Consider the following 12,550-nt stretch of genomic DNA (forward strand, 5'->3'; position numbering starts at 1 on the left):
TTTGTAAAAGGCATCCGTAATGTGGATGTCTTTTGTGCTTCACTACCAGAAAATATAGTCGATATAAAGGATATGGGGGAATTGAATTTGGTATCCGATATGAAAATATCTGAAATCAGGGAGCTCTTGGAAGCGGATCAAGTTTCTGACTCGTTTCTTGACGAGTTGAAGCAAGATGACCGTAAGGGAGTACATAAATTAATAGCAGGCTATCAAAAACGAAAACAAAAACAATTCATGCTGCAGGAGCTCTTTGTGAAAATGAGTGTGTTTGAAAAAAAACATCATCAGCTCGGTAATATGGTAGCAGGTATCGATGAAGCAGGCAGGGGCCCATTGGCAGGTCCTGTTGTCGCTGCAGCGGTCATTCTGGGGGAATCTTTCTACCTGCCTGGTTTGAATGACTCCAAACAATTGAATGAACAGACCCGGGAGGACTATTACCATTATATCATTCAACATGCAGAGGCTTACGGAATAGGAGTCGTTGAAAGTGGGGAAATCGACAAGCTCAATATTTATCAGGCTTCCAAGCACGCTATGCGGAAGGCAGTGGAGGGACTCGCTTTTCAACCAGATCATATTCTCGTAGATGCTGTTCCACTCGATGGAGTACCATGTACAGTCGAAGCAATCATAAAAGGGGACCAAAAAAGTATTTCGATTGCTGCAGCAAGTATCCTTGCCAAGGTGACCAGAGATCGGATGATGGACTCGTTGGACGATCGTTATCCGATGTACCAATTCAAATCAAACAAAGGTTATGGCACGAAAGCGCACTTGGAAGCATTGAAAACATACGGTGCAGCGCCTTGCCATAGGAAGAGTTTCTCGCCGGTCCGTGAGCAAATCGTAGAGTGAGAGGAGGAAGAAGATGCCTTCGATGAATCAAGTCGCTGCTAAACTATTCAACAACTTACATAGCCAGAATAATTTTCAGGCAGCTTCCAAGGTTAAACCAGGCCAAATTTTGGCAGGGAAAGTAGTGAAACTTTATCCGGATCAAAAGGCATCTATTCAATTTGGCGGAAAGCAAATGATAGCACAGCTTGAAGCCCCGTTGACCGCTAATGGGAAGTACTGGTTCCAGGTTGCCACTGTCGGAGAGGTGATCCGCCTGAAAGTCATTTCCAATAGAACAGCCGCCGATCAATCGAGTCAGGGTATTGCTGCTTTATTGGAAGAATTGGGGATAAAAAACACAAAAGAAAGGACAGCGCTGTTAAGTCAACTCTTAAGTAAGAAGTTGCCTTTTCAAAAAGAGACCATTCTTCAGGCATTTCAACTAATGGAAGGTCAGGGGAACAAATCTGCAGCCCGTTCTCTCATTGTCGAAATGATTTCCCGTAAACTCCCCCTTACTGAATCTGTTCTCCAAGCAGTACAGGCGAAAAAGGAGCAGCAGTTTGGCGTTTTGCTGGCAGACAACCAATTTCTGCTGAGTGGGGATAAGGTCTCCCAGACATTACGAGAAGCGCTGACAAATCGGTTGAATGGTTTCACCTACCAAAAAAGCGATCCACTGATGGAACTATTGCAAACGGAAATACAGGAAGAAAGAAAAAGAGGGGAAACAACTTTGCTGCAGGTTTTGAGGAAGTCTGGTGTTGTAAATGAATCCACCACCAATTCAGAAGTGCTGAACTCCTGGAAAACGTCACAGTCGTCAACTGGTCAGATGAATGCTACGCCTGCCTTATACATGGAACCTCGTGAAGTGGCCAAGGGGCTTCATCAATTGCAACAAATGCAATTATCCCATTCCAAAAGTTTTCAAGAGCTATTGGTATCACTGACAGACCTGGCAGAAAGTCAAGTCAAGGCAGAGCTCACATCAGTTGAAAAGCAAAAAATGGCATCCTTGCAGAATCAGCTTTCTAAAAGTGACTTTTTGTCTAGCATTTCGACACATTTGCCGCAAAAGTTTACGGAAGCTATCCGTCAACTCATCGTCAATGACTTGCCCGCCCGTGAAAATATAGAGCTTGTCAGACAGGTGATCGATCGGCAGCTTCCCAAGACTTCAGCGAACTTGCTGCTACAACTACTGTCCGACTCTACAGAGGGACAGACTCTGCTGCTTTCAGATCCAAAGCAATACTTTCTGAGAAAGCTGGAACAGGTCTTTCTTTTTTCAGGGGTGAACCATGAGAATAATCTATTGAACAATCAGCTTGCTGAAATGCCGATGAAAGAGCAAACGTTGAAATCGATTCTCCTTCAAGCAATCTACGATGGGGGAAATAAGACCCCCGAGAAGTTTGAAGGATTGCTTCATTACTTGAATGGTCTGCAGTTGACCCATCACCAGGAGACGGTTAATACAGTCCAAGTCCATTTAATGCTTCCCGGGGACCATATCGGGGTGCAAAATGACATCCAAATCGACTTTGAAGGGAACAAAGATGAAACAGGAAAAATAAACCCTGATTTTTGTCACATTGTTTTTTATCTGGACCTGGAGAAAATGAAGGAAACGGTTATCGATATGCAAATTCAAAAACGAATGGTCCGCATCACTGTGTTTAACGAGAATCAGCAGTTGGAAAAGCTTTTTCCTCTACTGAAAAATAAACTGCATGAAGGATTGGAGAAACTGGATTACCACTTAACCTCTGTCCAGTGGAAGCCTTTTGAGGAATCAGATACCGGCAGCCTGGTTCAAGCTGCACAAACTGAATGGAATCGAAAACAAGGAGTGGATTTCCGCATATGAATTCTCAGTCACCAAAAAGAAAAGCAGCAGCATTAAGGTATGAGGGCGACAAAGCTGCTGCACCCAAAGTGACAGCTGCGGGAAAAGGGTATGTTGCCGACAATATCATCGCAAAAGCTGAAGCGGCGGATGTTCCTATTCAGGAGGATTCGACTTTGGTAGAGTTGCTGGCAGAGCTGAATATCAATGAAACGATACCAGAAGAACTGTACCAGGCGGTAGCGGAAGTGTTTGCTTTTGTATACCGGGCGGACCGGAAACTATGAAACTGGTATCTAAGCAATCTATCGATAAGTGATGGTAATGTGTAGACAATTTATGACGTTTTTTTATACAATGGATTTGCAGTGAAATTTTGATGGGAGGATGGAAGATGAACATTCACGAGTATCAAGGCAAAGAACTATTGCGAAAATACGGCGTGGCAGTGCCCAATGGCCGTGTTGCTTATACGGTAGATGAAGCAGTTGAAGCCGCAAAGGCACTTGGCAGCAACGTATCCGTTGTAAAAGCTCAGATCCATGCAGGCGGCCGAGGGAAAGCTGGCGGGGTCAAGGTTGCAAAGAACCTGGACGAAGTCCGTACATATGCCGAGGAGATTCTCGGTAAGACTTTGGTTACACACCAGACAGGCCCTGAAGGCAAAGAAGTTAAGCGTTTACTAATCGAAGAAGGCTGCGATATTAAGAAAGAATATTATGTCGGGTTGGTTCTGGATCGTGCAACTTCGCGCGTAACTATGATGGCTTCTGAAGAAGGCGGTACCGAAATCGAGGAAGTGGCAGCTGAGACACCAGAAAAAATCTTTAAAGAAGTCATCGATCCCGTAGTCGGTTTGACTCCTTTCCAGGCAAGACGACTGGCGTTCAACATCAACATTCCAAAAGAATATTTATCAAAAGCGGTTAAATTTATGCTTGGACTTTATACCGTTTTTGAAGAAAAAGATTGTTCGATTGCAGAAATCAATCCACTTGTAACAACGGGCGATGGAGATGTTCTCGCTTTGGATGCTAAACTGAACTTTGATGATAACGCTGTATTTCGCCAGAAAGACGTTGCTGAATACCGCGATTTGGATGAAGAAGATGAAAAAGAGATCGAAGCTTCCAAACACGACCTTAGCTATATTGCACTTGATGGAAACATAGGATGTATGGTCAATGGAGCTGGCTTGGCCATGGCTACGATGGATATTATCAAGCATTATGGCGGCGATCCGGCGAACTTCCTTGATGTAGGGGGCGGCGCAACTGCTGAAAAAGTTACAGAAGCTTTTAAAATCATTCTGTCTGATTCGAATGTCAAAGGTATTCTGGTCAACATCTTCGGTGGAATTATGAAATGTGATGTCATCGCAGAAGGTGTTGTCGAAGCAACTAAACAAGTAGGACTGGAGATTCCGCTTGTTGTCCGCTTGGAAGGAACCAACGTGGATCTGGGCAAGAAAATTCTCGCTGATTCCGGACTGAACATCACTGCAGCAGAATCGATGGCTGACGGCGCAGAAAAAATCGTTTCGTCAGTTAAGTAATGTGCAAGAAGACAATTCCGGAACCATCAACTATTTATTGTCCTAGTTAAGGCTTGGAACCGGCTAGTAAATATCAGAAAGGACGGACGAAGATGAGCGTATTTGTTAACAAAGATACCAAAGTAATCGTGCAAGGTATTACAGGCTCTACAGCACTTTTCCATACAAAGCAAATGCTGGATTACGGAACTAAAATCGTCGGCGGGGTGACTCCTAAAAAAGGCGGCACGGAAGTCGAGGGAGTACCGGTGTTCGACACGGTACAGGAAGCCGTTGAACAAACAGGTGCCAATGCTTCTGTCATTTATGTACCTGCGCCGTTTGCTGCTGACGCTATTATGGAAGCGGTTGACGCCGAGTTGGATCTTGCTATTTGCATTACTGAACACATTCCTGTAATGGATATGGTAAAGGTAAAACGTTATATGGAAGGAAAGAAAACGAGACTGGTAGGGCCGAACTGTCCGGGAGTCATCACACCGGAGGAATGCAAAATCGGTATCATGCCTGGTTATATCCATAAGAAAGGGCATATCGGAGTTGTCTCTCGTTCCGGCACATTGACCTATGAAGCAGTTCATCAGTTGTCGGAGCAAGGATTCGGACAATCCACTGCTGTCGGAATAGGCGGGGATCCTGTAAACGGAACCGATTTTATCGATGTACTCAAAGCTTTCAATGAAGACCCGGATACGGAAGCAGTCATGATGATCGGAGAAATCGGAGGGACTGCGGAAGAAGAAGCAGCCGAGTGGGTAAAGGCTAACATGTCGAAACCTGTAGTAGGCTTTATCGGTGGCGCTACAGCACCTCCGGGAAAAAGAATGGGTCATGCCGGAGCAATCATTTCCGGTGGTAAAGGAACGGCTGATGAAAAAATCAAAATAATGAACGATTGTGGAATCCAGGTTGCCGAAACGCCTGCAGTCATGGGAGAAACCCTGATTGGCGTTCTTAAGGATAAAGGATTGCATGATAAATGTAAAACCCATTAAGAAAATTGCTGGCTCGAGCTTTGCGCTTGGGCCGGCTTTTTAAAAAGAGGTGGTTCTTTGTGAAAGAAACCCGTCTGAAGTTACTCCATTTGCATCGGTGTAGTGGAGTCACCAGATCGTTGATCAAAAAGATGCTTGAACATGATCCTGCACTGGAAGGATTGTATAAATATTCAATGGATGATTTCCACAAGCTGTTTTTCCTTCCTTACCATCGTTCATCCACTATTTATCAAGATCTCCATTCTTCCCGGGTATACTTGCAACTACGAAAAGACTTGGAAACATATCAAACTGTCACTATCCTCGACAACGCTTTTCCCGCCATGTTACGAAACATTCCTGATCGTCCCCTAGTATTGTATTTATGCGGTGATATCGATTTACTTTCCCATACTCCCTCCTTAAGTGTGGTCGGCACACGTAAGCCTACAAATGAAGCCTACTCTAAAATGAATAGTATCCTCACCCCTTTGATCAAAGACAATTGGCTGATTGTCAGTGGAATGGCAATCGGAATAGATGCAATGGCCCATCGCCTGGCACTAAGCTCCAAAGGGAAGACGATAGCCGTCCTCGGTGGAGGGTTTCAGCATGTTTATCCAAAATCAAATACAAGCTTGTTCCGCACATTATCTAAAACACAGCTTGTCATTTCCGAGTATCCACCGGGCAGCCCGCCCCGCCGTCACCATTTTCCGGAACGAAACCGGATCATAAGTGGTTTGACATTTGGCACATTGGTGGTAGAAGCTAAGGAAAGAAGCGGAAGTTTGATAACAGTGGATCAGGCACTGGACCAGGGAAGGGAAGTCTTTGCCATTCCCGGTTCACCGACACAATCTGAAACAGATGGTTGCAATAAAATGATTCAAGACGGCGCCAAATTAGTACGAAAGACCTATGATATACTAGAAGAATGGCAGTGAAAAAGTAGCAAAACAAGTCGAATTGTGTCAAAATAAAAAGAAATCGCTTTCGATTTTTCTAAACAAAACTACTTGTATGTTTGACAAATCATAAAAAAGTATTTAATAATAGGGAAGATTTATCAAAGAAAACATTTGCAGTTTTTGACAATGCAGCAAAATAACACATGAAACATGAAAATCATTACTGAACATAGAGACAGAATACCTCTTGGGAGGAACAAACATGGCAGATTATCTTGTAATTGTAGAATCTCCTGCAAAAGCCAAAACAATTGAACGTTACTTGGGGAAGAAGTATCAAGTGAAAGCGTCAATGGGGCATGTGCGGGATTTACCAAAAAGTCAAACGGGAATCAATGTAGAAAATTCATTTGAACCAAAATATATAACCATACGCGGCAAAGGACCGGTTTTGAAAGAACTGAAGAGTGCTGCAAAAAAAGCAAAAAAAGTATACCTTGCTGCCGACCCGGACAGGGAAGGGGAAGCCATCGCCTGGCATCTTGCCCATAGTTTGGATATTGATGAAAATTCGGACTGCCGTGTCGTTTTCAATGAGATTACCAAGGATGCAATCAAGGAATCTTTCAAACATCCGCGCTCGATCGATATGGACTTGGTAGACGCACAGCAGGCCCGAAGAATTCTGGATAGATTGGTCGGTTACAACATTAGTCCACTTTTATGGAAGAAAGTAAAAAAAGGACTGAGTGCTGGACGGGTTCAATCGGTGGCCGTCAAAATGATCATCGAGCGTGAAAGAGAGATCAACAACTTTCAACCTGAAGAATACTGGTCGATAGAGGCCGATTTCTTGAAGGACAAAGATACCTTTGAAGGTGCCTTTTATGGAATCGATGGAAAAAAACAGGAACTGGGCACCAAAGAGGAAGTGGATCGAGTTCTTGCAACCTTAAAAGGAAAAGAGTTCAACGTCGACAAAGTAAATAAGCGGGAACGTAAACGGAATCCGGCACAGCCGTTCACGACATCTTCGCTTCAACAGGAAGCAGCAAGAAAATTGAATTTCCGTGCCCGAAAAACGATGATGGTCGCTCAACAGTTGTATGAAGGGATAGACCTCGGTAAGAAACAAGGCATCACAGGTTTGATCACTTACATGAGAACCGATTCCACACGGATATCGGAAACCGCGAAGAAAGAGGCAGCTTCCTACATCGAAGAGAACTTTGGAAAAGAGTATCTGGGTTCCAATAAAAAGAACAAGAATGCGGAAGGAGCTCAAGACGCACACGAGGCAATCCGCCCAACTTCGATTAACCGGGATCCTAAGTCGCTGAAAAGCATATTATCCAGGGATCAGTATCGTCTTTACAAGTTGATATGGGATCGTTTCGCTGCCAGTCAAATGGCTCCGGCGGTGATGGATACCATGACCGTTCACCTTGTCAATCAAGGGGTCGAATTTCGAGCCACAGGTTCTAAAGTGAAATTCAAAGGGTTCATGAAAGTTTATATCGAGGGCCGGGATGATAATAAAAAAGAAGAAGATAAGCTACTCCCGGATTTGGAGGAAGGGATGGCAATAAAAGCCGAAGAAATCCGTCCCAATCAACACTTTACTCAGCCTCCGCCTAGGTATACAGAAGCACGATTAGTCAAAACAATGGAAGAACAAGGGCTGGGGAGGCCATCGACATATGCGCCTACGTTGGATACGATTCAGCGAAGAGGCTATGTCACCCTCGATAATAAGCGATTTGTACCTACCGAACTCGGCGAAATTGTCACCGATTTGTTGAGTGAATTTTTTCCGGAAATAATCGACGTGGATTTCACTGTTAAAATGGAAAGTGACCTGGATTCCATTGAAGATGGGAAAACGGAGTGGATCAAGATTCTTGATGCATTTTATGAAGGGTTTGATAAACGGCTGAAAAAAGCGGAAGAGGAAATGGAAAAGGTAGAGATCAAAGATGAACCGGCTGGTATCGATTGTGAAAACTGTGGTCATGAAATGGTCTACAAAATGGGGAGATACGGCAAGTTCTTAGCTTGTTCGAATTTTCCAGAGTGCCGGAATACAAAGCCTATCCTCAAGGAAATCGGGGTAAAGTGCCCAAAATGTAAAGAAGGAAATGTTGTCGAAAGAAAATCGAAAAAACGCCGTACCTTCTACGGATGCGATCGTTATCCAGAGTGTGATTTTATTTCTTGGGATAAGCCGATTGCTCGTCCATGTCCAAAATGCGATTCCTTGCTGGTAGAGAAAAAATCGAAAAAAGGTACACAGATACAATGCACGAATTGTGACTATAAGGAAGAGACACAAAATTGATGAAAGAAAAAGCTTGAGACAAAAGCATAGCGACCAACATAGAAACCGAACGATTAACTCGTTCGGTTTTTGTTAAAAAAAGCAAACCATTCTTATCTTTCTCTGATGAATCGTGTTCCACTCCGATACGAAGCGCGCATCAAGTAACAGGAAAAAAAGAAGTTTAATTGAATTCTTAAGAAAAAACGAACGAATAGGATTGACATTTCCAATTCTATGTTTAATTAACTATCGGCAGGAACTGCCCCGTTTAATTGCACCGCCTATCCCCGGGCAAAGAATGTCACTCCCGCGTAATGATGGTATGGCAGGGGTTGTCACAGGAGGTGCGCATTCTGCCTGTAGATTATGTTAAACAGATGCCTGCACCATTTGTTGCATCAAATATATCTTCTTGGTGGCGGGTACACTTTCTGTTTTCACCACTTTTCCTCCCGGCGTCTAACGGATAGTCTGCAAAAAAGCACACTGTTATATGGACCTCCTAAAAAACTTCTTAGTTACATTTCTCTGCGAACAGGGTATGAAAATAATGAATAGGAGGGATAATATGTCTGAAAACAAAAAATATTATGTGAAGGTGGATACCGGAGAAGTTCTACCGACCCCTGCTTATGATAACAGTGTCGAATACGAAATCGAAGCTGATTATGAAGACAAGCTCACCCTGGAGAATTTGTTCCATGAACAACATTTAGCAGGAAGCCGTTCAGCGGAATTACATTATGAGGCTCCATTCCAGGAAGTGAAGGCAGACCAGGAAAGAAAAAAATATGATGACGAGATGTTAAATATTTATCAGCGTATTTATGACTTGGGGACTCCCGAAACAAAACAAAAGATTGAAGAAATCGGTATTTTGGAAGAAAAAAGACAATCAATGCCTTCTCTCGAAAACAGACCAGAGGATTTGAGTTGACACGTGTAAATTTACCAGCTATAATTACCGTTCTGTAAGAAGCTTTACTTGACAGGGAAAGTTTCAGGCTGTTGTTGCGAAGGTTGTCGAAAATTCCTTTCAACCACAGCCGCCCTACTGTTATGATAAAGACAATGGGATAACAGAAGGCACAATTCAGAATTTTGTTACAATTTAGTAAAATTTATTGCATGGACTGGGATACTTGTGTTACTATTTATACGCCTTGAGCGAGGTGGGGAAATGCTGAACTGGTTTGAAGCAAAGAAAGCCTTTACAGAATATTTACAAATTGAAAAGAACGCTTCCCAATACACAATTGATTATTATCAAAGTGATATAGATAATTTTTATGAATTTCTGAAACAGGAATCCATCGGTCAATTGGAACAAATTGATTATCATGTAGTTAGGACCTATTTGACTGCTTTATATGAAAAGAAGTTATCCAGGAGAAGCGTCTCCAGAAAAATTTCGAGTCTGCGCAGTTTTTACAAGTTCCTGGACCGGGAAAATCATGTCACAGCTAATCCTTTCTCACAGGTGGTACTCCCGAGGACTGACCAGCCCGTACCAGGTTTTTTATATGCAGAAGAGTTGGAACGGTTATTTGATGTCAGTGACTTGACCAGCCCACTTGGCCAAAGAAACCAGGCAATTCTGGAATTGATTTATGCTACTGGAATACGCGTAAGTGAATGTACAGGGTTGAGTCTCGAGGACATTGATTTCGACATTGGTACTATGCTGGTAACGGGAAAAGGCAAGAAAGAAAGGTACCTGCCATTTGGTCGTTTTGCAGAAACCGCCATGCAAAACTATATAAACGATGGTAGGAATCAACTGTTACAGAAAACGGCGAAGCCATCTTCTGCCGTTTTTTTAAACGCCAGGGGAAATCCGTTGACTCCGCGGGGGGTAAGACTGGTACTGGAAAAGATGGTGAAAGAAGCTGCTTTGACCATCCATCTTCATCCTCACAAATTGAGACATACGTTTGCTACACATATGTTGAATGAAGGAGCGGATTTAAGAGTGGTTCAGGAACTTCTGGGCCATGAACATTTATCTTCGACCCAGATTTATACTCATGTCACTAAAGACAGGCTTCGCAATATCTATATGAATACTCATCCCAGGGCGAAGCAGAAGAATGATTCGTAGAGGAGGTAAGGCTGGATGGAGTCACAACAATTCCACGCCACGACTATATTCGCTGTCCGCCACAATGGACAATGTGCAATGAGCGGAGATGGTCAGGTTACTTTAGGGAATGCGGTCGTCATGAAGCATAAAGCCAAAAAAGTCCGCAGGTTGTACAGAGGGAAAGTATTGGCGGGTTTTGCCGGATCGGTAGCGGATGCTTTCACTTTGTTTGAAAAGTTTGAAGGGAAGTTGGAAGCGTATAATGGAAATCTGTCCAGAGCAGCGGTAGAGTTAGCCAAAGAGTGGCGAAGCGACAAGGTACTGCGTAAACTCGAGGCTATGTTGATTGTCATGGATAAAGAAGAAATGCTTCTGGTATCCGGAACGGGGGAAGTGATTGAACCGGACGATGGATTGCTGGCAATCGGCTCAGGTGGAAACTATGCTTTAAGTGCAGGCCGTGCATTGACTCGTCATGCCAAAGACCTGTCTGCCAAAGCTATTGCCCATGCTGCCATGGAAGTGGCCGGAGAAATATGTGTGTATACGAATGATCAAATAACCCTAGAAGTACTGGATTAAAGGAGGGCTTACTTTAATGGCGCTGAATAAGACTCCAAAGCAAATTGTCGAACAACTCGATCAGTACATAATTGGTCAAACCAACGCAAAAAAATCTGTAGCAATAGCACTGCGTAATCGCTATAGAAGGATGCAGCTTGATGACAAATTGCGTGATGAAATCGTACCGAAAAACATTTTGATGATTGGACCGACCGGTGTAGGGAAAACAGAAGTTGCCAGAAGGCTGGCAAAGCTTGTTGGAGCACCATTTGTAAAAGTGGAGGCCACGAAATTCACCGAGGTCGGATATGTAGGTCGCGATGTTGAATCGATGGTACGTGACTTGGTTGAAATGGCAGTTCGCATGGTGAAGCAAGAGAAAATGGAAACGGTGATGGATAAAGCAGAGAAACAGGCGAATAAACGACTTGTCAAAATACTGGTTCCAGAAGAGAAAAAGCAGAACAATTTTAAAAACCCGCTAGAAATGTTTTTCCCGCAGCAAGGCACAGAAAATCAAGAGGCAGACCAGGAGAGCGACCATCAGGAAATCGAAAGCAGACGAAAACGCATCCGGCACCAGCTCGACCTCGGTGAATTGGAAGACAGGATGGTCACAATCGAAGTGGATGAACAGACGCCATCCATGTTCGATATGTTACAAGGATCGGGCATGGAACAAATGGGGATGAATATGCAGGATGCACTTGGACAGTTCATGCCGAAAAAGAAAAAGAAACGGCGACTGTCCGTTTCGGAAGCAAGAAAGGTATTGACCCAGCAGGAGGCCCAAAAACTAATCGATATGGACGAAGTAGCGCAAGATGCAGTCGGAAAAGTGGAGCAGTCAGGTATGATTTTTATCGATGAAATTGATAAAGTAGCTGGCAAGAGTGACCAGTCGGCAAATGTGTCCCGTGAAGGAGTACAGCGTGATATCCTGCCGATTGTGGAAGGCTCGACGGTGGTCACAAAGCATGGACCTGTCCAGACTGATCATATTTTGTTCATCGCTGCCGGGGCTTTTCATATGGCAAAGCCGTCAGACTTGATACCAGAATTGCAGGGACGATTCCCGATAAGGGTAGAGTTTGATAAATTGTCGATTGAGGATTTCCGCAACATTTTGACGGAACCATCCAACGCATTACTGAAACAGTATCAAGCCCTACTGGCAACCGAAGGTATAAAAGTCGAATTTACGGACGATGCTGTGACTAGAATCGCCGAAGTAGCATTCAATGTTAACCAGGAAACAGACAACATTGGTGCACGAAGGCTTCACACTATTTTGGAGAAATTGCTGGAAGACTTGTCTTTTGAAGCTCCGGATATCAATATGGAGAAGATTGAAATAACTCCGCAATATGTTGATGAAAAACTGAGCACTATCGCCAAAAATAAGGATTTAAGCCAGTATATATTGTAAATACTAGATTGGAGGA

The 12,550-nt window shown here is 43.6% G+C and carries 11 protein-coding genes; all 11 read left to right on the top strand.

What is annotated here, in order from left to right; translation table 11 throughout:
• Positions 1–81 precede the first annotated feature (81 nt).
• Complete coding sequence (locus F6X55_RS07020; RefSeq protein WP_272914936.1) at positions 82–861, top strand: ribonuclease HII; 780 nt, start codon at positions 82–84, stop codon at positions 859–861.
• 13 nt (positions 862–874) lie between these two features.
• A complete protein-coding gene (locus F6X55_RS07025; RefSeq protein WP_153462546.1) occupies positions 875–2,716 on the top strand; it encodes a hypothetical protein in 1,842 nt (613 codons plus the stop codon).
• A complete protein-coding gene (locus tag F6X55_RS07030) occupies positions 2,713–2,982 on the top strand; it encodes an EscU/YscU/HrcU family type III secretion system export apparatus switch protein (protein WP_026570378.1) in 270 nt (89 codons plus the stop codon). Before F6X55_RS07025 ends, F6X55_RS07030 begins: the two co-directional genes overlap by 4 nt.
• Positions 2,983–3,089: 107 nt before the next feature.
• On the top strand, positions 3,090–4,250 hold the full coding sequence (gene sucC / locus F6X55_RS07035) for an ADP-forming succinate--CoA ligase subunit beta (RefSeq protein WP_026570377.1): 1,161 nt from the start codon (positions 3,090–3,092) through the stop codon (positions 4,248–4,250).
• Between the two features lie 92 nt (positions 4,251–4,342).
• A complete protein-coding gene (sucD, locus tag F6X55_RS07040; protein ID WP_153462548.1) occupies positions 4,343–5,245 on the top strand; it encodes a succinate--CoA ligase subunit alpha in 903 nt (300 codons plus the stop codon).
• Between the two features lie 59 nt (positions 5,246–5,304).
• Positions 5,305–6,174 carry a DNA-processing protein DprA gene (gene dprA, locus F6X55_RS07045; protein WP_153462550.1) on the top strand — a complete coding sequence of 290 codons (870 nt, stop codon included), beginning with the start codon at positions 5,305–5,307 and terminating at the stop codon, positions 6,172–6,174.
• A 226-nt stretch (positions 6,175–6,400) separates the two neighbouring features.
• A complete protein-coding gene (gene topA, locus F6X55_RS07050; protein ID WP_026570374.1) occupies positions 6,401–8,476 on the top strand; it encodes a type I DNA topoisomerase in 2,076 nt (691 codons plus the stop codon).
• 550 nt (positions 8,477–9,026) lie between these two features.
• Positions 9,027–9,395 (top strand): hypothetical protein, encoded by a 369-nt coding sequence (locus F6X55_RS07055; protein ID WP_051382034.1) that lies wholly within the window; start codon positions 9,027–9,029, stop codon positions 9,393–9,395.
• Between the two features lie 243 nt (positions 9,396–9,638).
• The gene (gene xerC / locus F6X55_RS07060) at positions 9,639–10,559 is read left to right on the top strand and encodes a tyrosine recombinase XerC (RefSeq protein ID WP_153462552.1); all 921 of its coding nucleotides are present in this window, start codon (positions 9,639–9,641) and stop codon (positions 10,557–10,559) included.
• 15 nt (positions 10,560–10,574) lie between these two features.
• Entirely contained in the window at positions 10,575–11,123 is a 549-nt protein-coding gene (gene hslV / locus F6X55_RS07065; RefSeq protein ID WP_026570372.1) for an ATP-dependent protease subunit HslV, read from the top strand.
• Between the two features lie 16 nt (positions 11,124–11,139).
• Positions 11,140–12,534, top strand: coding sequence for an HslU--HslV peptidase ATPase subunit (hslU, locus tag F6X55_RS07070; RefSeq protein ID WP_026570371.1), 1,395 nt, complete (start codon positions 11,140–11,142; stop codon positions 12,532–12,534).
• The last annotated feature ends 16 nt before the right edge of the window (positions 12,535–12,550 follow it).

The organism is Sediminibacillus terrae, assembly GCF_009602435.1.
GTDB lineage: Bacteria > Bacillota > Bacilli > Bacillales > Amphibacillaceae > Sediminibacillus > Sediminibacillus terrae.

Excerpts from the sequence above, each read along its gene's own strand:
- sucC (WP_026570377.1), top strand. The coding sequence starts at position 3,090 with ATGAACATTCACGAGTATCAAGGCAAAGAACTATTGCGAAAATACGGC.
- F6X55_RS07030 (WP_026570378.1), top strand. The coding sequence starts at position 2,713 with ATGAATTCTCAGTCACCAAAAAGAAAAGCAGCAGCATTAAGGTATGAG.
- hslV (WP_026570372.1), top strand. The coding sequence starts at position 10,575 with ATGGAGTCACAACAATTCCACGCCACGACTATATTCGCTGTCCGCCAC.
- F6X55_RS07055 (WP_051382034.1), top strand. The coding sequence starts at position 9,027 with ATGTCTGAAAACAAAAAATATTATGTGAAGGTGGATACCGGAGAAGTT.
- xerC (WP_153462552.1), top strand. The coding sequence starts at position 9,639 with ATGCTGAACTGGTTTGAAGCAAAGAAAGCCTTTACAGAATATTTACAA.
- topA (WP_026570374.1), top strand. The coding sequence starts at position 6,401 with ATGGCAGATTATCTTGTAATTGTAGAATCTCCTGCAAAAGCCAAAACA.
- F6X55_RS07025 (WP_153462546.1), top strand. The coding sequence starts at position 875 with ATGCCTTCGATGAATCAAGTCGCTGCTAAACTATTCAACAACTTACAT.
- sucD (WP_153462548.1), top strand. The coding sequence starts at position 4,343 with ATGAGCGTATTTGTTAACAAAGATACCAAAGTAATCGTGCAAGGTATT.
- hslU (WP_026570371.1), top strand. The coding sequence starts at position 11,140 with ATGGCGCTGAATAAGACTCCAAAGCAAATTGTCGAACAACTCGATCAG.